This window comes from Shigella dysenteriae (genome assembly GCF_022354085.1).
Classification (GTDB): domain Bacteria; phylum Pseudomonadota; class Gammaproteobacteria; order Enterobacterales; family Enterobacteriaceae; genus Escherichia; species Escherichia coli.
In genome coordinates, this window is sequence record NZ_CP055055.1 from 3401301 (window position 1) to 3426427 (window position 25127).

At 53.0% G+C, this 25127-nt stretch carries 24 protein-coding genes and 1 pseudogene; 17 read left to right on the forward strand and 8 right to left on the reverse strand.

From position 1 onward, the window contains the following. Nucleotides 1-20 precede the first annotated feature (20 nt). Nucleotides 21-80 (reverse strand): protein YpfM, encoded by a 60-nt coding sequence (gene ypfM, locus HUZ68_RS16280; protein WP_001386977.1) that lies wholly within the window; start codon nt 78-80, stop codon nt 21-23. Between the two features lie 380 nt (nt 81-460). Between ypfM and HUZ68_RS16285 the strand changes: the two genes are divergently transcribed. From HUZ68_RS16285 to HUZ68_RS16295, 3 genes are read left to right on the forward strand one after another with little or no spacing between them, the layout of a single operon-like run. Then, on the forward strand, nt 461-817 hold the full coding sequence (locus tag HUZ68_RS16285; protein ID WP_239593928.1) for an ArsC family reductase: 357 nt from the start codon (nt 461-463) through the stop codon (nt 815-817). A gap of 3 nt (nt 818-820) precedes the next feature. Beyond that, nucleotides 821-1948, forward strand: coding sequence for a succinyl-diaminopimelate desuccinylase (dapE, locus tag HUZ68_RS16290; protein ID WP_033815546.1), 1128 nt, complete (start codon nt 821-823; stop codon nt 1946-1948). A gap of 27 nt (nt 1949-1975) precedes the next feature. After that, entirely contained in the window at nt 1976-2176 is a 201-nt protein-coding gene (locus tag HUZ68_RS16295) for a YpfN family protein (RefSeq protein WP_000383836.1), read from the forward strand. Between the two features lie 80 nt (nt 2177-2256). Here the strand turns inward: HUZ68_RS16295 and ypfH are convergent, their stop codons facing one another. The 6 genes from ypfH to dapA all read right to left on the reverse strand — a co-directional run bounded on the left by ypfH (nt 2257) and on the right by dapA (nt 8945). Then, nucleotides 2257-2955, reverse strand: a complete 699-nt coding sequence (gene ypfH / locus HUZ68_RS16300) for an esterase (RefSeq protein WP_000679812.1) — start codon at nt 2953-2955, stop codon at nt 2257-2259. 73 nt (nt 2956-3028) lie between these two features. Then, a complete protein-coding gene (gene tmcA, locus HUZ68_RS16305) occupies nt 3029-5044 on the reverse strand; it encodes a tRNA cytosine(34) acetyltransferase TmcA (RefSeq protein WP_033815547.1) in 2016 nt (671 codons plus the stop codon). A 14-nt stretch (nt 5045-5058) separates the two neighbouring features. Continuing rightward, complete coding sequence (gene ypfJ / locus HUZ68_RS16310) at nt 5059-5922, reverse strand: KPN_02809 family neutral zinc metallopeptidase (protein WP_001267498.1); 864 nt, start codon at nt 5920-5922, stop codon at nt 5059-5061. A gap of 167 nt (nt 5923-6089) precedes the next feature. Continuing rightward, nucleotides 6090-6803, reverse strand: a complete 714-nt coding sequence (purC, locus tag HUZ68_RS16315; RefSeq protein WP_001295467.1) for a phosphoribosylaminoimidazolesuccinocarboxamide synthase — start codon at nt 6801-6803, stop codon at nt 6090-6092. A gap of 212 nt (nt 6804-7015) precedes the next feature. Continuing rightward, the gene (bamC, locus tag HUZ68_RS16320; protein ID WP_001297320.1) at nt 7016-8050 is read right to left on the reverse strand and encodes an outer membrane protein assembly factor BamC; all 1035 of its coding nucleotides are present in this window, start codon (nt 8048-8050) and stop codon (nt 7016-7018) included. 16 nt (nt 8051-8066) lie between these two features. Beyond that, nucleotides 8067-8945, reverse strand: a complete 879-nt coding sequence (dapA, locus tag HUZ68_RS16325; protein WP_001295469.1) for a 4-hydroxy-tetrahydrodipicolinate synthase — start codon at nt 8943-8945, stop codon at nt 8067-8069. Nucleotides 8946-9090: 145 nt separating this feature from the next. Here dapA and HUZ68_RS16330 point away from each other — a divergent pair, with 145 nt between their 5' ends. The 14 genes and pseudogenes from HUZ68_RS16330 to focB all read left to right on the forward strand — a co-directional run bounded on the left by HUZ68_RS16330 (nt 9091) and on the right by focB (nt 24018). Next, a complete protein-coding gene (locus HUZ68_RS16330) occupies nt 9091-9663 on the forward strand; it encodes a glycine cleavage system transcriptional repressor (protein ID WP_000176187.1) in 573 nt (190 codons plus the stop codon). Next, a complete protein-coding gene (gene bcp, locus HUZ68_RS16335) occupies nt 9663-10133 on the forward strand; it encodes a thioredoxin-dependent thiol peroxidase (protein WP_033815548.1) in 471 nt (156 codons plus the stop codon). The genes HUZ68_RS16330 and bcp overlap by 1 nt, the downstream gene beginning before the upstream one ends. Before the next feature lie 252 nt (nt 10134-10385). Next, the gene (gene hyfA, locus HUZ68_RS16340; RefSeq protein WP_239593929.1) at nt 10386-11006 is read left to right on the forward strand and encodes a hydrogenase 4 subunit HyfA; all 621 of its coding nucleotides are present in this window, start codon (nt 10386-10388) and stop codon (nt 11004-11006) included. Then, nucleotides 11006-13024 (forward strand): hydrogenase 4 subunit B, encoded by a 2019-nt coding sequence (gene hyfB, locus HUZ68_RS16345; RefSeq protein ID WP_000339467.1) that lies wholly within the window; start codon nt 11006-11008, stop codon nt 13022-13024. Before hyfA ends, hyfB begins: the two co-directional genes overlap by 1 nt. Nucleotides 13025-13034: 10 nt before the next feature. Beyond that, the gene (gene hyfC / locus HUZ68_RS16350; RefSeq protein ID WP_001307940.1) at nt 13035-13982 is read left to right on the forward strand and encodes a hydrogenase 4 subunit HyfC; all 948 of its coding nucleotides are present in this window, start codon (nt 13035-13037) and stop codon (nt 13980-13982) included. A 16-nt stretch (nt 13983-13998) separates the two neighbouring features. Next, a complete protein-coding gene (gene hyfD, locus HUZ68_RS16355) occupies nt 13999-15438 on the forward strand; it encodes a hydrogenase 4 subunit HyfD (protein WP_239593930.1) in 1440 nt (479 codons plus the stop codon). A gap of 11 nt (nt 15439-15449) precedes the next feature. Continuing rightward, a complete protein-coding gene (gene hyfE, locus HUZ68_RS16360) occupies nt 15450-16100 on the forward strand; it encodes a hydrogenase 4 membrane subunit (protein WP_000147987.1) in 651 nt (216 codons plus the stop codon). Nucleotides 16101-16104: 4 nt separating this feature from the next. Further along, nucleotides 16105-17685: a hydrogenase 4 subunit F gene (gene hyfF / locus HUZ68_RS16365; RefSeq protein WP_001613589.1), complete on the forward strand. Its 1581-nt coding sequence runs from the start codon at nt 16105-16107 to the stop codon at nt 17683-17685. After that, nucleotides 17675-19390, forward strand: a complete 1716-nt coding sequence (gene hyfG, locus HUZ68_RS16370) for a hydrogenase 4 catalytic subunit HyfG (RefSeq protein WP_097470069.1) — start codon at nt 17675-17677, stop codon at nt 19388-19390. Before hyfF ends, hyfG begins: the two co-directional genes overlap by 11 nt. A gap of 9 nt (nt 19391-19399) precedes the next feature. Continuing rightward, nucleotides 19400-19945: a hydrogenase 4 subunit H gene (gene hyfH / locus HUZ68_RS16375; RefSeq protein ID WP_239593931.1), complete on the forward strand. Its 546-nt coding sequence runs from the start codon at nt 19400-19402 to the stop codon at nt 19943-19945. Then, nucleotides 19942-20700 (forward strand): annotated as a pseudogene (hyfI, locus tag HUZ68_RS16380) (hydrogenase 4 catalytic subunit HyfI). Before hyfH ends, hyfI begins: the two are co-directional and overlap by 4 nt. Further along, on the forward strand, nt 20693-21106 hold the full coding sequence (gene hyfJ / locus HUZ68_RS16385) for a hydrogenase 4 assembly chaperone HyfJ (protein ID WP_097470067.1): 414 nt from the start codon (nt 20693-20695) through the stop codon (nt 21104-21106). The pseudogene hyfI and the gene hyfJ overlap by 8 nt, the downstream one beginning before the upstream one ends. 29 nt (nt 21107-21135) lie before the next feature. Continuing rightward, complete coding sequence (gene hyfR / locus HUZ68_RS16390) at nt 21136-23148, forward strand: DNA-binding transcriptional regulator HyfR (protein ID WP_097470066.1); 2013 nt, start codon at nt 21136-21138, stop codon at nt 23146-23148. A gap of 21 nt (nt 23149-23169) precedes the next feature. Further along, nucleotides 23170-24018 (forward strand): formate transporter FocB, encoded by an 849-nt coding sequence (gene focB, locus HUZ68_RS16395; RefSeq protein WP_069912887.1) that lies wholly within the window; start codon nt 23170-23172, stop codon nt 24016-24018. 37 nt (nt 24019-24055) lie between these two features. Here the strand turns inward: focB and HUZ68_RS16400 are convergent, their stop codons facing one another. Then, complete coding sequence (locus HUZ68_RS16400; protein WP_000892044.1) at nt 24056-25117, reverse strand: AI-2E family transporter; 1062 nt, start codon at nt 25115-25117, stop codon at nt 24056-24058. Between the last annotated feature and the right edge of the window lie 10 nt (nt 25118-25127).

Sequence of the window (25127 nt, forward strand, 5' to 3'; positions counted from 1 at the left end):
TTTGTACTTTGTCTCAGGAATTACTTACGAAGCATAACTTCGATAAAGTCTTTCCAGTTCCCCAGTTCACGTTCAATCATAACAACCTCTCTTATAATTATGGGTATTCTACGGAAACAATATACCGTGGTGAAGCTAATTTACTCGATTGCTGCGATGACTACCTCCGGGGGACAAACCTTATGTAAATACTATGGTCCTGCGGTGATGATTTGTATGTGATACACAGCAACATTTCGAGATATTCATACGGCATCTAATACTGATTTAATTCTGGTTAAAATACAGACAGATAACAAGATGAATATTCTTAATGTTTACGTTAAAAATGTTTAATATTATTTAATAGTTGTTAATTTGAATACTTCGATAATGTTATATTTCCTGATAATCATTTGCAGGCAAAATGTTTTCACTCTTAAATGAGTATTTATTCTCATAAATCGAAAAAGGATTCATTATGGTTACACTTTACGGCATCAAAAATTGTGACACCATTAAAAAGGCTCGCCGTTGGCTGGAAACCAATAACATCGACTATCGTTTTCATGATTACCGCGTCGATGGGCTGGACAGCGAATTATTGAACGGTTTTATCAACGAATTAGGCTGGGAAGCGTTACTCAACACCCGTGGTACAACCTGGCGTAAACTGGACGAAACCACCCGCAATAAAATCACCGATGCGGCCTCTGTGGCGGCATTAATGACTGAAATGCCTGCAATTATCAAACGTCCATTGCTCTGCGCGCCCGGTAAGCCTATGCTGCTGGGTTTCAGTGATTCCAGTTATCAGCAATTTTTCCATGAGGTGTAGTCTATGTCGTGCCCGGTTATTGAGCTGACACAACAGCTTATTCGCCGCCCTTCCCTGAGTCCTGATGACGCAGGATGCCAGGCTTTGTTGATTGAACGTTTGCAGGCGATCGGTTTTACCGTTGAACGCATGGATTTTGCCGATACGCAGAATTTTTGGGCATGGCGTGGGCAAGGTGAAACGTTGGCCTTTGCCGGGCATACCGACGTGGTGCCGCCTGGCGACGCCGACCGTTGGATCAATCCGCCGTTTGAACCGACCATTCGTGACGGCATGTTATTCGGGCGCGGTGCGGCAGATATGAAAGGCTCACTGGCGGCAATGGTGGTAGCAGCAGAACGTTTTGTCGCACAACATCCCAACCATACGGGGCGACTGGCATTTCTGATCACCTCTGATGAAGAAGCCAGTGCACACAATGGTACGGTAAAAGTCGTCGAAGCGTTAATGGCACGTAATGAGCGTCTCGATTACTGCCTGGTCGGCGAACCGTCGAGTATCGAAGTGGTAGGTGATGTGGTGAAAAATGGTCGTCGTGGATCGTTAACCTGCAACCTAACCATTCATGGCGTTCAGGGGCATGTTGCCTACCCACATCTGGCTGACAATCCGGTACATCGCGCAGCACCTTTCCTTAATGAATTAGTGGATATTGAGTGGGATCAAGGCAATGAATTCTTCCCGGCGACCAGTATGCAGATTGCCAATATTCAGGCGGGAACGGGCAGTAACAACGTTATTCCGGGTGAACTGTTTGTGCAGTTTAACTTCCGCTTCAGCACCGAACTGACTGATGAGATGATCAAAGCGCAGGTGCTTGCCCTGCTTGAAAAACATCAACTGCGCTATACGGTGGATTGGTGGCTTTCCGGGCAGCCATTTTTGACCGCGCGCGGTAAACTGGTGGATGCGGTCGTTAACGCGGTTGAGCACTATAATGAAATTAAACCGCAGCTACTGACCACAGGCGGAACGTCCGACGGGCGCTTTATTGCTCGCATGGGGGCGCAGGTGGTGGAACTCGGGCCGGTCAATGCCACTATTCATAAAATTAATGAATGTGTGAACGCTGCCGACCTGCAGCTACTTGCCCGTATGTATCAACGTATCATGGAACAGCTCGTCGCGTGATGAGTGGTTCTGCAAGAGGAAATAAGCATGGACTGGCTGGCTAAATATTGGTGGATTCTGGTGATTGTCTTTTTGGTAGGCGTCCTGCTGAACGTGATTAAAGATCTCAAGCGCGTCGACCATAAGAAATTTCTCGCCAACAAGCCGGAGCTTCCCCCGCATCGTGATTTCAACGATAAGTGGGACGATGACGACGACTGGCCGAAAAAGGATCAACCGAAGAAGTAAGCTGAGTGGCCGGATAAGGCGTTCACGCCGCATCCGGCCATGATGCCTGATACGGTCTTATCAGGCCTACCCGGCTATTATTACATCATTTCAATCACATCATCATCGCCAGGCTTACCGCCGCTTAGCGCTTCGTCGAAATAATGTTTCGGAATGGTATAACGCAAGTGATCCAGGGCAAATTGCATACTGCGATTGTCGATCGCATGGCCTAAATCCTCCACGATATCCAGCGTCACGTCACCACCGGCACTAATTAACGCTTCCTGCGCCGCAACCGCATGCGCCAGATCGATAACCGGATCTTCACCGCCATGAATCAGGTGAATTGTCGTTGCTGTAGACGCGGTTTCCGGCAGGCTCGCATAGCGTCCGTTAAAGGCAATGACGCGCGAAGCAAGGCCCGGTTCGGCTTTAATGCTCTCCAGCGCCATAATCGCGCCTTGAGAGAAACCGATTAGCGCCGTGGCGTTAGCCCCTACTCCGCTCTGTTTCTGCCAGTAGCGCACCGTTTCAATAAACGTCGGCATGATCGCATCCACACGCGCCTGGCGATTATCTTCCGTAATACCCTGCACTGAAAACCACTGACGCCCCGCCGGATTACCGCTCGGCTCCGCGCCACCGACACTCACCACCAGCGCATCAGGAAACAGCGGTGCAAACCAGCTGCCTATTTCCCCCATTGCCACCGGGTTATCCCCGACACCGTGGAAAAGCAGTAACAACTGTTGCGCAGGTTTATCCGGGCTTTGAACAACAAAATGGTCATGTTTCATGGCGAACTCCTTAACTGATGTCATTAATTTTACGCCGCTGACTCACAATGACCATGGGAGAAAATTGAAGGAGTCAGTGAAAAAATTGCCATTGCGTTATGCGATCGCGCAGACGCTCAGTGCGAACATCATTAAGTGCGAACAGCGCATGCGCGGCCTCTTCCCGCTGACGGACCAGTAACATCTTGCGGCCTGAAAGTTTAAGTGTGGTACATAACTGCGCGTCGCTGACGTTTTTCTGTAAACGCCCACGCAGCGCCGGTAATGCCAGTTCACTGGTTTGTAGCAGACGCAATAAGCAACCTAACGACGTTAATAGCGGACGATGAGCGAAAGCAAAACCGGCCAGTTCAAGCCAGTCGTCGTCAGAAAGGACGGCATTGTTTAGTGGATCAACAGGGAGTGTTTCGCCATTCCACTGCGCGAGAGCTTGCGCATCGCGACGTAAACGGTAATGCTCACGTTCAGCCAGCTGTTTACCCGCATCACTCATCGGTAACAGCGCCATCGCCGTATAGCAACCGCTGCTGGCTTCACGATGATTACCCATTCGCACCAGCACAAAACCGCAGCGTTGCCAGAAACGCCATAACTCCCCGGTGTAACCAAAACTTACCGAAAGATAGTCGAGGTCTTGCGTATATTGCAAAGCACCAGCAATAAGTTGCCGCCCTGTGCCTTCCCGCTGACGAGCCGGATGAACTGCTATCCGGCTGACCCGCCGTCCACGCAATGTCGCCGCCAGTGGATTGCTGCCGTGCGCCGCCAGCGACTGGGCCACCAGATTACCCCGCGGGCGACGAAAACCTGCCCATACCGCCTGACTGAGTTCTTGAGATAATCCACCCTCATCCACCAGCCACAGCGCTCCGGCAATCTCGTTTTCGCCAGCCGCCTGTAAAAAATGTTGCCCTGGTGCATCCATCATGCGGCGTAAATCCAGCGGCGAAGTCCGGTAGTGCGCACCAGACAATAACTGATAAACCTTTAACGGCGTTTCTGGCTCGATTCGCCATAACGTCTGTTCAAATGCGGAAATGACAATATTGCCTTGTGGTGTATGGGTGAAGTTTTCATCGTCAAAAACCAGTGCATTACTAACCATTTTTTCCAGCGGGCATCCCTGTGCCCAGCGGATCGGCTGTTGCAGTTCAAAACGGTGTAAATGCGGAAAGCGAGCGCAAAATTTCAGCAAAAAACCACGTCCGGTGCCTTCGTAGCCCTGCACCGTAGTGGTTAACAACGTTCGAGGAAAACGCGATACCAGTTGATGCAACAACGGCGCAGGTATGGCTGCGGCTTCGTCGACCACCAGCCAGTCGGCTTGCTCATCGCTGGCTAACAAGGCATCCGGCGCAATAAAGCGAAACTTCTCGCCCGCAAATTGTGCCAGTACATCCGTTGCCGCTTTTGCGGGCGCAGTGACAATCGCACTACCCGCAATACGGGAAATGAGTTGCCCTGCCAGCGCCGATTTACCGCGCCCACGCGCAGCAGTTACCGCTGCCACGCCCGACGGCATGGTCAGTAGCTGCTGTAAGATTTGCTGTTGTTCTGGTTGTGGTGCGCCGGTCGCGGGGTGCCAGTCAGTACGGGGAGTAAAATGCGCCAACGAGAACGGCTGGTTTTGCCGCCAGAGGATAGCGTCGTTATCCGCCGTAAGTACGCGTTTGAAATGCTGGACAAAATGCGGCGTCGCAATAGGGTCAGGGCAATCACTCCAGCGCAGCGAGTCGGCATCAGGTTGGTTTTCCCACTCTTCCCATACAGGGAGTAACAAAACCAGCCAGCTTCCCGCTTTCAACGTTCCGCTAAGTGCGGCAAAGGCAGCGGCATCAAAGCCGTGGCGGGCGTCGAATACCGCATGCCGGAACTCGCGCCCAAGTAAAGTTTGTAGTGCCGAGGGAGAACAGTGGTTTTCAGCATCTGGCTGCGGCGAAATCCACAGCCAGTCGCCAGGTAAGGCATCACGTAACTTAAGCGCATGATCAAAACACCAACCCTCTTCCCCGCTCAACACCAGCAAGCGGCGGATCCCTTCACGTTTCATTTGCGCTGTTAATGTGTGAAGCGCAGTCAGTTCAGCCATCCCTGCCCCGGAAGTTAAATGCTTTTACCAAAAGTATTGCATTGTGCCGGATCGCCGCTGTCGAAACCACGTTTAAACCAGCTGTAGCGTTGCTGAGAAGTGCCATGAGTGAAACTGTCTGGTACTACTCGCCCCTGACTTTGCTGTTGTAAACGGTCATCGCCGATGGCCTGCGCCGCGTTCAGCGCCTCTTCCAGATCGCCGGTTTCCAGAACGCCTTGCTGCTGCATACTATGCCCCCAGACACCGGCAAAACAGTCGGCCTGGAGTTCCATACGCACAGATAAGCGGTTCACTTCCGCCTGCGTCGCGTTTTGTTGCAGTTGACGAACTTTCGGCTCGATGCCTAACAGTTTCTGCACATGATGACCGACTTCATGGGCGATAACGTACCCCTGGGCAAAATCGCCATCCGCGCCAAGTTTGTCTTTCATGTCATCATAGAAGGAGAGATCGATATAAACCGTGCCATCCGCCGGGCAATAGAACGGCCCCATTATGGACTGGCCCGCCCCGCATCCGGTACGCGTCATTCCACGGTACATGACCAGCTTCGGTTGCTGATAGGTCTTACCCATCTTCTCGAACTGTTGTCCCCAGGTGTCTTCCGTGGTTGCCAGAATCACCGAGGTGAATTTTGCGGCTTCGTCTTCATTTGGGCTAATTGACCGCGTTGATTGCTGTTGAGAAACCGGCTGCCCGGTCATCAACCCGGTTAAATCAACGCCATAGTAGCCTGCAACCAGCACGACTATCAGTAAAATCAGCCCGCCTTTACCGCTCGGCAGACGGAAACCGGGACCGCCCATTGACGGACCGCCGGAGCTATTGCGCCTGTCTTCAACATTGTCACTTTCACGTCGCCCTTGCCAACGCATAGATACCTCAACAATATATTCATTATAGAAATGATCGTAGGTGGTTCAGAGGAAGATTACCACAGGAAAGCGGGATGAAATGGCGGCGGAATGAGCGTTCAATGCACATCTTACGAGAATGGTTGTCTTGCCGTGCCAGCAGCACGGCAAGATGATGAACAGAAAAATCAGTCCAGCTGTACACCCAGGCGGCGGGCGACGGCTTCATAGGCCTCGATCAGGCCACCGAGGCTCTGGCGGAAACGGTCTTTGTCCATTTTCTCCAGCGTTTCTTTGTCCCACAGGCGGCTACCGTCCGGGGAGAACTCATCACCCAGTACCACTTCGCCTTTGTACAGACCAAATTCCAGCTTGAAGTCGACCAGAATCAGACCAGCATCATCGAACAGTTTTTTCAGCACGTCGTTCGCTTTGTAGGTCAGCTCTTTCATACGCGCCAGGTTCTCTTTGCTCACCCAGCCAAAGGTTTCGCAGTAAGATTCGTTGACCATCGGATCGTGCATGGCGTCGTTTTTCAGGAACAGATCGAACAGCGGCGGGTTCAGCTCAATACCTTCTTCGATTCCAAGACGTTTCACCAGAGAGCCCGCAGCACGGTTACGCACGACACACTCAACCGGTACCATATCCAGCTTTTTCACCAGACATTCGGTATCAGAGAGCAGACGCTCCATTTGAGTCGGGATACCCGCTTCAGCCAGTTTGCTCATAATGAAGTAGTTGAACTTGTTGTTCACCATACCTTTGCGATCAAACTGCTCAATGCGCGCGCCATCCCCTGCTGACGTATCATTGCGGAATTCGAGCACCAACAGGTCCGGGTTTTCCGTGCTGTATACGGTTTTCGCTTTACCACGATACAACTCAGCTTGCTTTTGCATCTTTATCACTCCTGGGTGTGAATTAACGTTTTAAAATCTTTTGCTGTCTGGTGTGCCGGATGTTTTGTCGGATGCGGCGTGAACGCCTTATCCGAACTACGTCCGACAAACAAATTTCGTGCGAATTACCGCTAAAATCGCGTTTTCCTGCCGACGCACACGTTTGCGTATCATATCAGAAAAAAGGGCCGGATGATTCCAGCCCTGTATTTTTACTTGCTAAACGCAGCCTGGAAGACAGCTACCAGCGCGTCGTTCTGACTCTGAGTCAGAGTATGACCTTTCGGATCGATGAACTGTAGGCTGCTGCGGTTATCTAAATCGCCAACCTGCAGTTTATAGTCACCGGATGCCAGGCCTGGATCGCTCGCGCCCAGTTCCTGCCAGTCGCTGTCAGACAGCGGCTTATAAGTTACGGCCATGTTGCCCTGCGAACGGGTGCTGTCGGTCACTTTCATGCCCACTTTTTCCAGCGCCGCTGGCAGACGTTGCCAAACCACATTGAACGGCCCGCGTACGACCAGCATTGGTAAACCGGTGTCATCAGCTGCACTTTGTACGTCCATAGTGGTGGAGGCACGATTTTGCGCAGCGTTCGCGGCGTCAGTGGCAGATTTATCCAGACCGGCGGAAATAACGTTCATCATCTCCGTGCTGTAACGCTGCATGGAAGCCGCGTCTGCAACCGGTTTGCCCGCCTGTTCCAGGTTCAGCAGTTTAACCGTAACCGCCTGCTGATAACCCTGCGGCTTAACAGAGATTTGATAACGACCACGATACTGCTCGTCTTCGTCCAGACGGTTCCATTGTACCCAATCGGTGGTCAGTGTCTGACCAGCATCATCACGTTGGGTGATGGTGTAGTTTTTCGCCTGCAGCACGCTAACCACCTGCGGCCACAGAGTATTGCCACGACCATTTTCCACCAGCAATGAAGCGGTATCGCCCGTGAACTGGGTACGCGCGCCAGAAACTAGTGCCAGCGGCTGGGCTGGTGGACGAATGTCCAGCGCCTTACCGACAGCACCACTACCGTTGGTCACCGGGATTGCATAATCACCGGAGGTCACCGGCAAAATCATTCCAGCCGGGGCATGAAGCTCCGCAAGCGGTGCCGCTTCCAGGTAGGCTTCATCACCACTGACCTGACGCTTATAGCGTGAGTCAGAACTACAGGCAGCGAGTAATAAAACAAGCGAAACACCCGCAACCTTTGCCAGGCGCGACTTTTGAACAGAGTAAGCCATCAAATCTCCCTAAACTTTACAGCAAACCGGCATGCTTAAGCGCCGCTCTGACCGTCTCACGACCACTGTCGGTGATTGGTGTCATTGGCAGGCGCAGCGTATCGGTCGCCACAAGACCCAGTTCCTTACATGCCCATTTCACCGGGATTGGATTGGGTTCGACAAATAGTTTGTTGTGTAATGGCATCAGACGCTGATTAATAACGCGTGCCTCGGCAAAATGCCCTTCTGCTGCCAGTTTGCACATCTGGGCCATATCACGCGCTGCGACGTTAGCCGTAACGGAAATAACCCCATGACCGCCTAATTGCATGAAGTCCAGCGCGCTCGCATCATCGCCGCTCAGCAGAACAAAATCATCTGAAACCAGCTCTTTGATCTGGTTTACACGCGTTAAGTTCCCTGTTGCCTCTTTGATTCCGATAATATTTTTTACTTTCGCCAGACGGCCCACCGTTTCCGGGAGCAGATCGCAGCCAGTACGGGACGGCACATTATACAGAATTTGCGGCAGGTCAGTATGCTCAGCGATGGCTTTGAAATGCTGATACAAACCTTCTTGCGACGGACGATTGTAGTAAGGGGTTACCGTCAGGCAGCCGACGATACCACTGTCATTGAAGCGCTGCGTCAGGCTAATGGCTTCCGCAGTAGCGTTAGCACCGGTCCCGGCAATCACCGGAATGCGCCCGTCAGCCAGCTCCAGCGTCATCATCACCACATCAGCATGTTCGTCATGATTTAAGGTAGCGGACTCGCCAGTGGTGCCAACAGAAACGATCGCCGAAGTACCGCTGGCGACATGATAATCAATCAGTTTTTTCAAGCTAGCCCGACAGACATTACCTTTTTCATCCATCGGAGTAACAATCGCGACAATACTTCCCGTGAACATGGGCCATCCTCTGTGCAAACAAGTGTCTCAATGGTACGTTTGGTATGGCATTAAAAGCAAGCAGACAGAACCGTTCTGATTGTTGTATGCATGTTTTTTTTATGCTTTCCTTAAGAACAACTCACCCCTTAAAGGAATAACCAGTTTGACACTGTCATCGCAACATTATCTGGTGATCACTGCGTTGGGTGCCGATCGCCCTGGAATTGTGAACACCATCACCCGTCATGTCAGTAGTTGCGGCTGTAATATTGAAGACAGTCGCCTGGCGATGCTGGGAGAAGAGTTCACGTTTATCATGCTGCTTTCCGGTTCATGGAATGCCATTACTCTGATTGAATCAACGTTACCGTTGAAAGGTGCCGAACTGGATCTTTTAATCGTGATGAAGCGCACGACGGCGCGTCCGCGTCCGCCAATGCCAGCATCTGTCTGGGTTCAGGTCGATGTGGCAGACTCCCCGCATTTAATTGAACGCTTCACAGCACTTTTCGACGCGCATCATATGAACATTGCGGAGCTGGTGTCGCGCACACAACCTGCTGAAAATGAACGGGCTGCGCAGTTGCATATTCAGATTACTGCCCACAGCCCCGCATCTGCGGACGCAGCAAATATTGAGCAAGCGTTCAAAGCCCTATGTACAGAACTCAATGCACAAGGCAGTATTAACGTCGTCAATTATTCCCAACATGATGAACAGGATGGAGTTAAGTAATGAATCCACTGAAAGCCGGTGATATCGCACCGAAATTTAGCTTGCCGGATCAAGACGGAGAACAAGTTAATTTGACCGACTTCCAGGGACAGCGTGTTCTGGTTTATTTCTACCCGAAAGCCATGACCCCCGGCTGTACCGTACAGGCCTGCGGCTTACGCGATAACATGGATGAGTTGAAAAAAGCGGGCGTTGATGTGCTGGGTATCAGCACCGATAAACCCGAAAAACTCTCCCGTTTTGCGGAAAAAGAGCTGCTTAACTTTACGCTCCTGTCTGATGAGGACCACCATGTGTGCGAGCAATTCGGCGTCTGGGGGGAAAAGTCCTTCATGGGCAAAACCTACGATGGTATTCATCGCATCAGCTTCCTGATTGACGCTGATGGCAAAATCGAACATGTCTTTGACGATTTCAAAACCAGCAATCACCACGACGTTGTGCTGAACTGGCTGAAAGAACACGCCTGATTACTTTGCTCCATTCCGTGCTGGCTGCGCTTGCGGTCAGCACACCTCACTTATCGTGATCAAGATCACATTCTCACTTTCCCCTGCGACACGGGTGTCGAATCCATTTTTTGCTGAACGTTAATGACCATCATTTTTGTACCGTTCAGAATTCAGTTAATTCATAACTTATTGAATATATTAAATTAATCATACTGGCATCCTTTATGCATTATGAAATGCAATGTTTCATATCATTTTCAAGGAGCCGACATGAACCGCTTTGTGGTGGCCGAACCACTGTGGTGTACAGGATGTAATACCTGTCTCGCTGCCTGTTCGGACGTGCATAAAACGCAAGGTTTACAGCAACACCCGCGCCTGGCCCTGGCGAAGACGTCAACACTCACTGCCCCTGTCGTGTGTCATCACTGTGAGGAAGCCCCTTGCCTGCAGGTCTGCCCGGTCAATGCCATCTCCCAGAGGGGTGATGCGATCCAACTCAACGAAAGCCTCTGTATTGGCTGCAAGCTTTGCGCCGTGGTCTGCCCATTTGGCGCAATCAGCGCTTCAGGAAGCCGTCCGGTGAATGCCCCTGCGCAATATGTTTTTCAAGCTGAGGGCTCACTCAAAGACGGCGAAAAAAACGCGCCAACACAACAACATGCTTTGCTGCGCTGGGAACCGGGTGTCCAGACCGTCGCGGTGAAATGCGACCTGTGTGATTTCTTGCCAGAAGGTCCGGCCTGCGTTCGCGCTTGCCCGAATCAGGCGTTACGGCTGATCACCGGCGATAGCCTGCAACGTCAGATGAAAGAAAAACAGCGCCTTGCCGCAAGCTGGTTTGCCAATGGCGGGGAGGATCCCCTTTCCCTCACTCAGGAGCAACGCTAATGGATGCCCTGCAATTATTAACCTGGTCGCTGATCCTCTATCTGTTTGCCAGTCTGGCTTCGCTGTTTTTACTCGGTCTGGACAGACTGGCTATTAAGCTTTCCGGCATCACATCGCTGGTGGGCGGCGTGATTGGCATCATCAGCGGAATTACGCAATTACATGCAGGCGTAACTTTAGTCGCCCGTTTTGCCACCCCTTTTGACTTTGCCGATTTAACCCTGCGAATGGATAGCCTCTCGGCATTTATGGTGCTGGTTATCTCCTTGCTGGTGGTGGTTTGTTCGCTCTATTCATTGACTTATATGCGCGAATACGAGGGCAAAGGCGCGGCGGCGATGGGCTTCTTTATGAATATTTTCATCGCATCGATGGTTGCCCTGCTGGTGATGGACAACGCTTTTTGGTTCATCGTGCTGTTTGAAATGATGTCGCTGTCTTCCTGGTTTCTGGTCATTGCCAGGCAGGATAAAACGTCGATCAACGCTGGCATGCTCTACTTTTTTATCGCCCACGCCGGATCGGTGCTGATTATGATCGCCTTCTTGCTGATGGGGCGCGAAAGCGGCAGCCTAGATTTTGCCAGTTTCCGCACGCTTTCACTTTCTCCGGGGCTGGCGTCGGCGGTATTCCTGCTGGCCTTTTTCGGTTTTGGCGCGAAAGCCGGGATGATGCCGTTGCACAGCTGGTTGCCGCGCGCTCACCCTGCCGCACCATCGCACGCTTCGGCGTTGATGTCTGGCGTAATGGTCAAAATCGGTATTTTCGGCATCCTGAAAGTAGCGATGGATCTGCTGGCGCAAACGGGTTTGCCGCTGTGGTGGGGCATTCTGGTGATGGCGATCGGCGCAATCTCCGCGCTCCTGGGCGTGCTGTATGCGCTGGCGGAACAGGATATCAAACGGCTGCTGGCCTGGAGTACCGTCGAAAACGTCGGCATTATTTTGCTGGCGGTCGGTGTGGCGATGGTCGGTCTGTCACTGCACGACCCGCTGCTCACCGTGGTTGGACTGCTCGGCGCACTGTTTCATCTGCTCAACCATGCGCTGTTCAAAGGGCTGCTATTTCTCGGCGCGGGCGCGATTATTTCGCGTTTGCATACCCACGACATGGAAAAAATGGGGGCACTGGCGAAACGGATGCCGTGGACAGCCGCAGCATGCCTGATTGGTTGCCTCGCGATATCAGCCCTTCCTCCGCTGAATGGTTTTATCAGCGAATGGTACACCTGGCAGTCGCTGTTCTCACTAAGTCGTGTGGAAGCCGTAGCGCTACAACTTGCGGGTCCTATTGCTATGGTAATGCTGGCAGTCACTGGTGGGCTGGCAGTAATGTGCTTCGTAAAAATGTACGGTATTACTTTCTGTGGTGCGCCGCGCAGTACACACGCTGAAGAGGCACAGGAAGTGCCAAATACGATGATCGTCGCCATGCTACTGCTCGCGGCACTCTGCGTATTAATTGCGCTTAGTGCCAGTTGGCTGGCACCGAAGATAATGCATATTGCCCATGCGTTTACCAATACCCCTCCCGTCACTGTCGCCAGCGGAATAGCACTTGTACCCGGCACGTTTCATACACAGGTCACCCCCTCATTACTGTTGCTGTTACTACTGGCGATGCCTTTGCTGCCTGGCCTTTACTGGCTGTGGTGTCGTTCGCGCCGCGCAGCGTTTCGTCGCACAGGAGATGCCTGGGCATGCGGCTACAGCTGGGAAAACGCGATGGCTCCGTCAGGCAATGGCGTGATGCAGCCGCTGCGTGTGGTCTTCTCTGCGTTATTTCGTCTACGACAACAGCTCGACCCTACGCTGAGGCTAAATAAAGGTCTTGCGCACGTCACCGCCAGGGCTCAGAGCACAGAACCCTTCTGGGATGAGCGGGTGATCCGCCCCATCGTGAGCGCCACCCAACGGCTGGCCAAAGAAATACAGCATCTGCAAAGCGGCGACTTTCGTCTCTATTGCCTGTATGTGGTCGCCGCACTGGTTGTGCTGCTAATCGCTATTGCCGTCTAAGGAAATCACCATGAGACAAACTCTTTGCGACGGATATCTGGTCATTTTTGCGTTAGCACAGGCCGTGATTCTGCTGATGCTAACCCCACTTTTTACGGGTATTTCCCGGCAGATACGCGCGCGAATGCACTCCCGCCGCGGACCGGGGATCTGGCAGGATTATCGCGATATCCACAAACTGTTTAAACGGCAGGAAGTTGCGCCGACATCTTCAGGTCTGATGTTCCGCCTGATGCCGTGGGTATTAATCAGCAGCATGCTGGTGCTGTCGATGGCCCTACCACTATTTATTGCCGTTTCCCCTTTTGCGGGCGGCGGCGATCTGATCACCCTTATCTATCTTCTTGCCCTGTTTCGTTTTTTCTTTGCTCTTTCAGGGCTGGATACCGGAAGCCCGTTTGCGGGAGTCGGTGCCAGTCGCGAGTTGACGCTCGGCATTCTGGTCGAACCCATGCTCATTCTCTCACTGCTGGTATTGGCGCTGATAGCAGGTTCCACGCATATCGAGATGATCAGCAATACGCTGGCAACGGGCTGGAACTCGCCGCTAACCACCGTACTGGCGTTACTGGCCTGTGGTTTTGCCTGCTTCATTGAGATGGGAAAAATTCCCTTTGATGTTGCTGAAGCAGAACAGGAATTACAGGAAGGCCCGCTGACCGAATATTCCGGTGCCGGGCTGGCGCTAGCGAAATGGGGGCTGGGGCTGAAACAGGTCGTGATGGCAGCACTGTTTGTGGCCCTGTTTCTGCCCTTTGGGCGCGCGCAAGAGCTTTCTCTCGCCTGTCTGCTGACTTCACTTGTCGTTACGCTGCTCAAGGTTTTGCTGATTTTTGTACTGGCCTCAATCGCAGAAAACACGCTGGCACGCGGGCGTTTTTTACTCATTCACCATGTGACCTGGCTTGGCTTCAGCCTTGCTGCGCTTGCATGGGTCTTCTGGTTAACCGGTCTGTAAGGAGCACTGACGGAATATGGAAAATCTTGCTCTGACGACGTTAATGCTGCCTTTTATCGGCGCACTGGTCGTTTCGTTTTCGCCACAACGTCGGGCCGCCGAATGGGGGGTTTTGTTCGCCGCGCTGACCACGCTGTGCATGTTGTCGCTGATCTCCGCGTTTTATCAGGCCGATAAAGTTGCCGTCACGTTGACGTTGGTCAACGTGGGGGATGTGGCATTGTTTGGCCTGGTCATTGATCGCGTGAGTACGCTGATTCTGTTTGTGGTGGTGTTTCTCGGTTTGCTGGTCACGATCTACTCCACGGGTTATCTGACGGATAAAAATCGCGAACACCCGCATAACGGCACGAATCGTTATTACGCATTTTTGCTGGTGTTTATCGGCGCGATGGCGGGACTGGTACTCTCCTCGACGCTGCTCGGTCAGTTGTTGTTTTTTGAAATTACGGGCGGCTGCTCCTGGGCGTTGATCAGTTATTACCAGAGCGATAAAGCGCAGCGTTCAGCACTAAAAGCGTTACTTATCACTCATATCGGCTCGTTTGGGTTGTATCTTGCCGCCGCCACGCTGTTTTTGCAGACCGGAACGTTTGCGCTTAGCGCGATGAGCGAGTTACACAGCGACGCACGTTATCTGGTTTATGGCGGCATCCTGTTTGCCGCGTGGGGGAAATCGGCCCAGCTACCGATGCAAGCGTGGCTACCGGATGCAATGGAAGCGCCAACACCGATCAGCGCCTATCTCCACGCCGCATCGATGGTGAAAGTGGGCGTTTACATTTTTGCCCGCGCCATTATCGACGGTGGCAATATCCCGCATGTGATTGGCGGCGTTGGCATGGTCATGGCCCTGGTCACCATTCTTTATGGATTTCTGATGTATTTGCCACAGCAGGATATGAAGCGGTTGCTGGCCTGGTCGACCATCACTCAACTTGGCTGGATGTTCTTCGGTTTGTCGCTCTCCATCTTCGGCTCGCGGCTAGCGCTGGAGGGCAGCATCGCCTACATCGTCAACCACGCGTTCGCTAAAAGCCTGTTTTTCCTTGTAGCAGGTGCGCTGAGTTACAGCTGCGGCACGCGCTTGTTGCCGCGTCTGCGTGGCGTATTGCACACCCTGCCGTTGCCAGGCGTGGGTTTCTGCGTGGCAGCGCTGGCGATTACCGGCGTGCCGCCGTTCAACGGCTTCTTCAGTAAATTCCCGCTGTTTGCCGCCGGTTTTGCGTTGTCAGTGGAGTACTGGATCCTGCTGCCCGCCATGATTCTACTGATGATTGAATCGGTCGCCAGTTTCGCCTGGTTTATTCGCTGGTTTGGTCGCGTCGTGCCGGGCAAACCGAGCGAGGCCATCGCCGATGCCGCACCGCTGCCAGGATCAATGCGCCTGGTGTTGATTGTACTGATTGTGATGTCGCTGATTTCCAGCGTAATCGCCGCGACCTGGTTGCAGTAAGGAGATGATGAATGACCGGTTCTATGATCGTAAATAATCTGGCGGGACTGATGATGCTGACATCGCTGTTTGTGATTAGCGTCAAAAGCTATCGCCTGTCATGCGGATTTTACGCCTGCCAGTCACTGGTGCTGGTGTCTATTTTCGCCACCCTCTCGTGCCTGTTCGCCGCAGAGCAACTGCTGATCTGGTCCGCCAGCGCCTTTATCACCAAAGTGCTGCTGGTACCGTTAATCATGACTTACGCTGCACGAAATATTCCCCAGAACATCCCGGAAAAAGCGTTATTCGGTCCGGCAATGATGGCACTGCTCGCGGCGTTAATTGTCCTGCTTTGCGCATTTGTCGTTCAGCCCGTGAAGCTACCGATGGCTACCGGGCTGAAACCAGCGCTGGCGGTGGCGTTAGGTCATTTTCTGCTTGGCCTGCTGTGCATTGTTAGCCAGCGCAATATCCTGCGGCAAATTTTTGGTTACTGCCTGATGGAAAACGGCTCCCATCTGGTGCTGGCGCTTCTTGCCTGGCGAGCACCGGAACTGGTGGAAATAGGTATCGCTACCGACGCCATCTTCGCCGTCATTGTGATGGTGTTACTGGCAAGAAAAATATGGCGTACCCACGGCACGCTGGACGTGAACAACTTGACCGCGCTGAAGGGATAATGAGATGAGTTATTCTGTGATGTTCGCTTTACTCCTGCTCACGCCGCTGCTTTTTTCGCTGCTCTGTTTTGCCTGCCGGAAACGGGGGCACTCTGCGACTCGCGCGGTGACAGTATTACATAGCTTAGGGATCACACTACTGCTGATTCTGGCACTCTGGGTGGTCCAAACCGCCGCTGATGCGGGAGAAATATTCGCTGCGGGACTGTGGCTTCATATTGATGGTCTGGGCGGTTTGTTCCTCGCCATTCTTGGTGTGATTGGCTTTCTTACCGGTGTTTACTCGATTGGCTACATGCGTCATGAAGTGGAGCACGGCGAGCTTTCACCCGTTACGCTGTGCGATTACTACGGTTTCTTCCATCTGTTTTTGTTCACCATGCTGCTGGTTGTTACCAGCAATAACCTGATTGTGATGTGGGCGGCGATCGAAGCCACCACCTTAAGCTCGGCGTTTCTGGTAGGCATTTACGGTCAGCGTTCATCGCTGGAAGCAGCATGGAAGTACATCATTATTTGTACTGTTGGTGTCGCTTTTGGTCTGTTCGGTACCGTGCTGGTATACGCCAACGCCGCCAGCGTTATGCCGCAGGCAGAAATGGCGATATTCTGGAGCGAGGTTCTTAAGCAATCGTCCTTGCTTGACCCAACATTAATGCTGTTGGCCTTTGTGTTTGTGCTAATTGGCTTTGGTACCAAAACCGGGCTATTTCCCATGCACGCCTGGCTGCCGGATGCTCACAGTGAAGCGCCGAGTCCGGTCAGCGCCCTACTCTCCGCCGTATTGCTGAACTGTGCGCTGTTGGTGCTGATTCGCTATTACATCATTATTTGCCAGGCCATCGGCAGCGATTTCCCCAACCGGTTGTTGCTCATCTTCGGCATGTTGTCGGTTGCCGTGGCGGCATTTTTCATTCTGGTACAGCGGGACATTAAGCGTCTGCTGGCGTACTCCAGCGTGGAGAACATGGGACTGGTCGCGGTGGCGCTAGGCATTGGCGGGCCGCTGGGAATTTTTGCCGCGCTGCTGCACACCTTAAACCACAGTCTGGCAAAAACGCTGCTGTTCTGCGGTTCCGGCAATGTACTGCTCAAGTACGGCACGCGCGATCTCAACGTCGTCTGTGGGATGCTCAAAATCATGCCATTTACCGCCGTGCTGTTTGGCGGCGGTGCGCTGGCGCTGGCAGGGATGCCGCCCTTCAACATTTTTCTTAGCGAATTTATGACCGTTACCGCCGGACTGGCACGTAATCACCTGCTGATTATCGTCCTGCTGTTATTGCTGTTAACGCTGGTGCTGGCGGGCCTGGTACGGATGGCTGCGCGGGTGTTAATGGCGAAACCGCCGCAGGCCGTTAACCGGGGTGATCTCGGCTGGTTGACCACCTCGCCAATGGTGATTCTGCTGGTCATGATGCTGGCGATGGGAACGCATATTCCACAACCTGTCATCAGGATCCTGGCGGGCGCTTCCACTATAGTCCTCTCAGGGACGCACGATCTGCCTGCACAACGTAGCACCTGGCATGATTTTTTGCCTTCAGGCACCGCATCTGTTTCGGAGAAACACAGTGAACGTTAATTCATCGTCAAATCGTGGCGAAGCGATTCTCGCCGCCCTGAAAACGCAGTTCCCCGGCGCGGTGCTGGATGAAGAGCGACAAACGCCTGAACAGGTCACCATTACGGTGAAAATCAATCTGCTGCCTGACGTTGTACAGTATCTTTATTATCAACATGATGGCTGGCTTCCGGTCCTGTTTGGCAACGACGAGCGGACACTTAACGGTCATTACGCGGTTTATTATGCCCTTTCAATGGAAGGGGCCGAAAAATGCTGGATTGTGGTGAAGGCGCTGGTCGATGCCGACAGTCGGGAGTTTCCGTCAGTCACACCGCGCGTCCCTGCCGCGGTCTGGGGCGAGCGAGAAATTCGCGATATGTACGGGCTGATTCCGGTTGGCCTGCCGGATCAGCGTCGCCTGGTGTTGCCCGATGACTGGCCGGAAGATATGCATCCGCTGCGCAAAGATGCGATGGATTATCGACTGCGCCCTGAACCGACGACTGATTCCGAAACGTATCCGTTTATCAATGAGGGCAACAGCGATGCGCGGGTGATCCCTGTCGGCCCGCTGCATATCACCTCCGATGAACCGGGTCACTTCCGCTTGTTTGTGGATGGCGAGCAAATTGTCGATGCTGATTACCGTCTGTTTTATGTCCATCGCGGCATGGAGAAACTGGCAGAAACGCGGATGGGCTACAACGAAGTGACCTTCTTATCGGACCGCGTGTGTGGGATTTGCGGTTTTGCCCACAGTGTGGCCTATACCAACTCGGTTGAAAATGCACTGGGGATTGAGGTGCCGCAACGAGCGCATACCATTCGCTCGATTCTGCTGGAAGTCGAACGGCTACACAGTCATTTGCTCAACCTTGGCCTCTCCTGCCATTTTGTTGGTTTTGATACCGGCTTTATGCAATTTTTCCGCGTGCGGGAAAAGTCGATGACAATGGCGGAATTGCTGACCGGGTCGCGTAAAACCTACGGTCTGAATCTGATTGGTGGTGTTCGCCGCGATATTCTCAAAGAGCAACGTCTGCAAACGCTGAAACTGGTGCGCGAGATGCGCGCCGACGTGTCGGAGCTGGTAGAGATGCTGCTTGCTACGCCGAATATGGAACAACGCACTCAGGGCATTGGCATTCTCGACCGACAAATCGCCCGTGAATATAGCCCTGTAGGGCCGCTGATCCGCGGCAGTGGTTTTGCCCGTGATTTGCGCTTTGATCACCCCTATGCCGACTACGGCAATATTCCAAAAACACTGTTTACCTTCACCGGCGGCGATGTTTTCTCCCGCGTGATGGTCCGTGTCAAAGAGACGTTTGATTCGCTGGCAATGCTGGAATTTGCTCTCGACAACATGCCGGATACCCCACTGCTGACCGAAGGCTTTAGCTATAAACCTCACGCATTCGCGCTGGGCTTTGTTGAAGCGCCACGCGGTGAAGACGTGCACTGGAGCATGCTCGGTGATAACCAAAAATTGTTCCGCTGGCGCTGCCGTGCCGCCACCTACGCCAACTGGCCGGTGTTGCGTTACATGCTGCGCGGCAATACCGTTTCTGACGCACCGCTGATTATCGGTAGCCTTGATCCCTGCTACTCCTGTACCGACCGTGTGACGCTGGTTGATGTGCGCAAGCGCCAGTCAAAAACCGTGCCGTATAAAGAGATCGAACGCTACGGCATTGATCGTAACCGTTCGCCGCTGAAGTAAGGACAGAAGATGCTGAAGTTACTGAAAACTATTATGCGCGCCGGAACCGCGACGGTGAAATATCCCTTCGCGCCACTGGAGGTCAGCCCAGGCTTTCGCGGGAAACCGGACCTGATGCCCAGCCAATGTATTGCCTGCGGTGCCTGCGCCTGTGCTTGTCCGGCAAATGCGCTGACTATCCAGACCGACGACCAGCAAAATTCGCGCACCTGGCAGCTCTGTCTGGGGCGTTGTATTTACTGCGGACGTTGTGAAGAAGTGTGCCCGACCAGAGCCATCCAGCTTACCAATAACTTTGAACTGACCGTCACCAATAAAGCCGATCTCTATACCCGCGCGACGTTCCATCTACAACGTTGCAGCCGTTGCGAACGCCCGTTTGCCCCGCAAAAAACCGTCGCACTGGCTGCTGAATTGTTGGCACAGCAACAAAATGCGCCACAAAACCGCGAAATGTTGCGGGCGCAAGCGAGCGTCTGCCCGGAGTGCAAACAACGCGCGACGCTGATCAACGACGATACAGATGTACCGCTGGTGGCTAAGGAGCAGCTATGAGTCCAGTGCTTACACAACATGTCAGCCAGCCCATCACGCTGGACGAGCAAACGCAAAAGATGAAGCGGCATTTGCTACAGGATATCCGTCGCTCGGCTTACGTTTATCGCGTCGATTGCGGTGGCTGCAACGCCTGTGAAATCGAAATTTTTGCCGCCATCACACCAGTATTCGATGCAGAACGTTTTGGCATTAAGGTTGTTTCATCACCGCGTCACGCCGATATTTTGTTATTTACTGGCGCAGTCACCCGGGCGATGCGTATGCCTGCACTTCGGGCGTATGAGTCTGCCCCCGATCATAAAATCTGTGTTTCCTACGGCGCGTGCGGCGTCGGCGGCGGTATTTTCCACGATCTCTACAGCGTCTGGGGCGGCAGCGACACCATTGTCCCCATTGATGTTTGGATCCCCGGCTGCCCGCCAACACCGGCCGCCACCATTCACGGTTTCGCCGTGGCGCTCGGTTTGCTGCAACAGAAGATTCACGCGGTGGATTATCGCGATCCCACCGGGGTGACTATGCAACCGTTGTGGCCGCAGATCCCGCCATCACAGCGTATCGCCATTGAGCGAGAAGCGCGGCGGCTGGCGGGCTATCGTCAGGGGCGAGAAATTTGCGATCGGCTCCTGCGCCATTAAAGCGACGATCCTACAGGAAATCGGGTTAACACCTGGTTGCGCGATGCCGACGATCCACATCTCAATAGTATCGTTCAGCAACTCTTTCGCGTACTCCGGGGGTTACATGACTGAAGAGTGCGGGGAAATTGTTTTCTGGACGCTGCGAAAAAAGTTTGTCGCCAGTAGCGACGAGATGCCGGAACACAGCTCTCAGGTAATGTATTACTCGCTAGCTATCGGCCATCACGTTGGCGTGATTGATTGTCTGAATGTCGCCTTCCGCTGCCCACTGACGGAATACAAAGATTGGCTTGCACTGGTCGAAGAGGAGCAAGCCCGACGTAAGATGCTGGGGGTGATGACTTTTGGTGAGATTGTTATTGACACCAGCCACACCGCCCTGTTGACCCGGGCATTCGCGCCACTGGCAGATGACGCGACGTCTTTGTGGCAGGCGCGTAGCATTCAATTCATTCATCTGTTGGATGAAATTGTGCAGGAACCGGCCATCTATCTGATGGCCAGAAAAATTGCGTGAGAAGGATTTCTCATTAATAAGGACTGTTGATGGCTATGTCAGACGAGGCGATGTTTGCCCCGCCGCAAGGAATAACAATTGAAGCGGTAAACGGAATGCTCGCGGAGCGGTTAGCGCAGAAACACGGCAAGGCGTCTTTATTACGCGCCTTCATCCCGCTGCCGCCGCCGTTCAGCCCGGTACAACTTATTGAACTGCATGTTCTCAAAAGCAACTTCTATTACCGCTACCATGATGATGGCAGCGATGTGACGGCAACAGTAGAGTATCAGGGCGAGATGGTCGATTATTCGCGTCACGCCGTCCTTCTCGGCAGTAGTGGAATGGCGGAGCTACGCTTTATTCGTACCCACGGCAGCCGTTTTACTCCCCAGGATTGCACACTGTTTAACTGGCTGGCACGCATTATCACCCCGGTTCTGCAATCATGGCTCAATGATGAAGAACAACAGGTGGCGCTGCGTTTGCTGGAGAAAGATCGCGATCATCATCGGGTACTGGTGGATATCACTAATGCAGTGCTGTCACATCTTGATCTCGACGATCTGATCGCTGACGTCGCTCGTGAGATCCATCATTTTTTCGGTCTGGCTTCAGTCAGTATGGTATTGGGCGATCATCGAAAGAACGAGAAGTTCAGCCTGTGGTGCAGCGATCTTTCTGCCTCACATTGTGCGTGTCTGCCACGCAATATGCCTGGCGACAGTGTATTGCTGACACAAACGCTACAAACCCGACAACCGACCTTGACGCACCGTGCAGACGATCTGTTTCTCTGGCAACGCGACCCGTTATTACACTTACTTGCATCTAACGGCTGCGAATCTGCGCTCCTGATACCGCTTACCTTTGGCAACCATACACCGGGTGCATTGTTGCTGGCGCATACCTCTTCCACTCTCTTTAGTGAGGAAAACGGCCAGCTACTACAACACATAGCCGATCGCATCGCTATTGCCGTTGGCAATGCCGATGCCTGGCGTAGCATGACCGATTTGCAGGAAAGTTTGCAGCAAGAAAACCACCAGCTTAGCGAGCAGCTCCTTTCGAATCTGGGCGTCGGTGACATTATCTATCAAAGCCAGGCAATGGAAGACCTGCTCCAGCAGGTAGATATTGTGGCGAAGAGCGACAGTACGGTGTTGATTTGCGGTGAAACCGGAACTGGCAAAGAGGTGATCGCCAGAGCGATCCATCAACTTAGCCCGCGACGCGACAAGCCGCTGGTCAAAATCAACTGCGCTGCCATCCCCGCCAGTCTTCTGGAAAGTGAGTTATTCGGTCATGACAAAGGGGCGTTTACTGGTGCGATTAATACCCATCGTGGACGTTTTGAAATTGCCGATGGCGGCACGTTGTTTCTCGATGAAATTGGCGATCTGCCGTTAGAACTTCAGCCTAAATTGCTGCGCGTATTGCAGGAGCGGGAAATTGAGCGTCTCGGCGGGAGTAGAACGATCCCGGTGAATGTCAGAGTCATTGCCGCCACCAACCGTGATTTGTGGCAAATGGTTGAAGATCGCCAGTTTCGCAGCGATCTCTTTTATCGCCTGAATGTCTTCCCACTGGAATTGCCGCCGCTACGCGATCGTCCGGAAGATATCCCTCTTTTAGCAAAACATTTCACGCAAAAAATGGCGCGCCATATGAATCGCGCAATTGACGCCATCCCGACCGAGGCACTACGCCAGTTGATGTCGTGGGATTGGCCGGGCAACGTGCGCGAGCTGGAAAACGTGATTGAGCGGGCGGTACTGTTGACTCGTGGTAACAGTCTGAATTTACATCTAAATGTCCGACAAAGCCGTTTACTGCCGACGCTAAATGAAGATTCAGCGCTTCGCAGTTCAATGGCGCAGTTGCTGCACCCGACGACGCCAGAGAATGACGAAGAAGAACGTCAGCGCATTGTTCAGGTATTGCGAGAAACCAATGGCATTGTTGCCGGGCCCCGTGGCGCGGCGACACGATTAGGGATGAAGCGCACCACGCTGCTGTCACGAATGCAGCGTCTGGGGATCTCGGTTCGCGAGGTGTTGTAATCTGCTTTTGCAGGAGTATGCATGAGAAACAAGCTCTCTTTCGACTTGCAGTTGAGCGCCAGAAAAGCGGCAATCGCTGAACGGATTGCCGCCCATAAAATTGCCCGCAGTAAAGTGTCGGTCTTTTTAATGGCGATGTCCGCTGGCGTGTTTATGGCGATCGGATTTACTTTTTACCTTTCCGTTATCGCCGATGCCCCGTCTTCACAGGCATTAACCCATCTGGTGGGCGGCCTTTGCTTTACACTCGGCTTTATTTTGCTGGCGGTTTGCGGCACCAGCCTGTTCACCTCGTCGGTAATGACGGTGATGGCAAAAAGTCGGGGCGTTATTAGTTGGCGAACTTGGCTGATTAACGCACTTCTGGTGGCCTGCGGTAATCTGGCAGGTATTGCCTGTTTCAGTTTGTTAATCTGGTTTTCCGGGCTGGTGATGAGTGAAAACGCGATGTGGGGAGTCGCGGTTTTACACTGCGCCGAGGGCAAAATGCATCATACATTTACTGAATCTGTCAGCCTCGGCATTATGTGCAATCTGATGGTTTGCCTGGCGCTGTGGATGAGTTATTGCGGGCGTTCGTTATGCGACAAAATCGTCGCCATGATTTTGCCCATCACCCTGTTTGTCGCCAGTGGCTTTGAGCACTGTATCGCCAATTTGTTTGTGATTCCGTTCGCCATTGCCATTCGCCATTTTGCCCCAACCCCCTTCTGGCAACTGGCGCACAGTAGCGCAGACAATTTTCCGGCACTGACGGTCAGCCATTTTATTACCGCCAATCTGCTCCCGGTGATGCTGGGTAATATTATCGGCGGTGCAGTGCTGGTGAGTATGTGTTATCGGGCTATTTATTTACGTCAGGAACCCTGAAAAATCAGCCCGGCGAAACAGTTCGTCGGGCTGAAGATTATTCTTGCGCTATTTGCCCATCGGGCCAGGCGTGGATCACGGCTTTGATCAGCGTCGCCAATGGAATGGCGAAGAATACGCCCCAGAATCCCCACAAACCACCGAAGATCACCACCGATAAAATAATCACCAGCGGATGCAGGTTAACCGCTTCGGAGAACAACACCGGTACTAACAGGTTGCCGTCAAGCGCCTGAATGATCAGATACACCGCGAAACAGCTCCAGAATTCAGTGCCTGCACCAAACTGGAATAGCGCCACGCCAACCACCGGAATGGTCACCACAAATGCGCCAATGTACGGAATAAGTACCGAGAAGCCGACCAGCACCGCCAGCAGCAGCGAATAGTTCAGCCCAAAGAGCAAGAACCCCAGCCAGGTGGCGATCCCCACCACGATCATCTCCAGCACTTTGCCGCGGATATAGTTGGTGATTTGTTGATTCATCTCCTTCCACACCTGTCCTGCCAGTCCACGGTTGCGCGGCAGCACCCGACGAACGGCGTTCAGCATCTGCTCTTTGTCTTTCAGCAGGAAGAAGACCATCAATGGCACCAGCACCAGATAGACGGCTATGGTCAGCAAACCGACCAGCGAGGCGAGGGAAATTTTCACCACCGAATCGCCCATGGTCAGCATCCGACTGCGCATATTTTCGGCCATTGCATCAATAATGCCCGCATCCATTAACGCCGGATAGCGGCGCGGCAACGTGGCGGCAAAGTCAGAAAGCTTATTGAGCATCCCCGGCATATCGCGGATTAAGTAGATGCCCTGTTGCCAGGCGATAGGCAGTACCACGAACGCCATCAGTAGCAATATACCGACAAAAACCACCAATACAATCGACGTCGCCCAGCGGCGGGAGCAGCCAATAGATTGCAGGCGCACGGTTGGCCATTCCAGCAAATAGGCCAGCACAATAGCCACCAGCAACGGAGCAAGCAGGCCACTAAAGAAAAAGATAATGCCAAATCCGGCAACTAAAATAACCAGCAAGGCAATCGCTTCCGGGTCGCTAAAACGGCGGCGATACCATTGCATCAACATTTCGAGCATAAAGACCTTC

What these genes read in the sequence shown, in the direction of transcription:
- hyfF (WP_001613589.1), top strand. Translation starts at nt 16,105, where the DNA reads ATGAGTTATTCTGTGATGTTCGCTTTACTCCTGCTCACGCCGCTGCTT.
- dapA (WP_001295469.1), bottom strand. Translation starts at nt 8,945, where the DNA reads ATGTTCACGGGAAGTATTGTCGCGATTGTTACTCCGATGGATGAAAAA.
- ypfH (WP_000679812.1), bottom strand. Translation starts at nt 2,955, where the DNA reads ATGAAACATGACCATTTTGTTGTTCAAAGCCCGGATAAACCTGCGCAA.
- hyfH (WP_239593931.1), top strand. Translation starts at nt 19,400, where the DNA reads ATGCTGAAGTTACTGAAAACTATTATGCGCGCCGGAACCGCGACGGTG.
- HUZ68_RS16285 (WP_239593928.1), top strand. Translation starts at nt 461, where the DNA reads ATGGTTACACTTTACGGCATCAAAAATTGTGACACCATTAAAAAGGCT.
- focB (WP_069912887.1), top strand. Translation starts at nt 23,170, where the DNA reads ATGAGAAACAAGCTCTCTTTCGACTTGCAGTTGAGCGCCAGAAAAGCG.
- purC (WP_001295467.1), bottom strand. Translation starts at nt 6,803, where the DNA reads ATGCAAAAGCAAGCTGAGTTGTATCGTGGTAAAGCGAAAACCGTATAC.
- bamC (WP_001297320.1), bottom strand. Translation starts at nt 8,050, where the DNA reads ATGGCTTACTCTGTTCAAAAGTCGCGCCTGGCAAAGGTTGCGGGTGTT.
- dapE (WP_033815546.1), top strand. Translation starts at nt 821, where the DNA reads ATGTCGTGCCCGGTTATTGAGCTGACACAACAGCTTATTCGCCGCCCT.
- hyfJ (WP_097470067.1), top strand. Translation starts at nt 20,693, where the DNA reads ATGACTGAAGAGTGCGGGGAAATTGTTTTCTGGACGCTGCGAAAAAAG.
- bcp (WP_033815548.1), top strand. Translation starts at nt 9,663, where the DNA reads ATGAATCCACTGAAAGCCGGTGATATCGCACCGAAATTTAGCTTGCCG.
- hyfD (WP_239593930.1), top strand. Translation starts at nt 13,999, where the DNA reads ATGGAAAATCTTGCTCTGACGACGTTAATGCTGCCTTTTATCGGCGCA.
- ypfJ (WP_001267498.1), bottom strand. Translation starts at nt 5,922, where the DNA reads ATGCGTTGGCAAGGGCGACGTGAAAGTGACAATGTTGAAGACAGGCGC.
- HUZ68_RS16295 (WP_000383836.1), top strand. Translation starts at nt 1,976, where the DNA reads ATGGACTGGCTGGCTAAATATTGGTGGATTCTGGTGATTGTCTTTTTG.
- HUZ68_RS16400 (WP_000892044.1), bottom strand. Translation starts at nt 25,117, where the DNA reads ATGCTCGAAATGTTGATGCAATGGTATCGCCGCCGTTTTAGCGACCCG.
- hyfA (WP_239593929.1), top strand. Translation starts at nt 10,386, where the DNA reads ATGAACCGCTTTGTGGTGGCCGAACCACTGTGGTGTACAGGATGTAAT.
- hyfC (WP_001307940.1), top strand. Translation starts at nt 13,035, where the DNA reads ATGAGACAAACTCTTTGCGACGGATATCTGGTCATTTTTGCGTTAGCA.
- hyfB (WP_000339467.1), top strand. Translation starts at nt 11,006, where the DNA reads ATGGATGCCCTGCAATTATTAACCTGGTCGCTGATCCTCTATCTGTTT.
- hyfE (WP_000147987.1), top strand. Translation starts at nt 15,450, where the DNA reads ATGACCGGTTCTATGATCGTAAATAATCTGGCGGGACTGATGATGCTG.
- tmcA (WP_033815547.1), bottom strand. Translation starts at nt 5,044, where the DNA reads ATGGCTGAACTGACTGCGCTTCACACATTAACAGCGCAAATGAAACGT.
- hyfR (WP_097470066.1), top strand. Translation starts at nt 21,136, where the DNA reads ATGGCTATGTCAGACGAGGCGATGTTTGCCCCGCCGCAAGGAATAACA.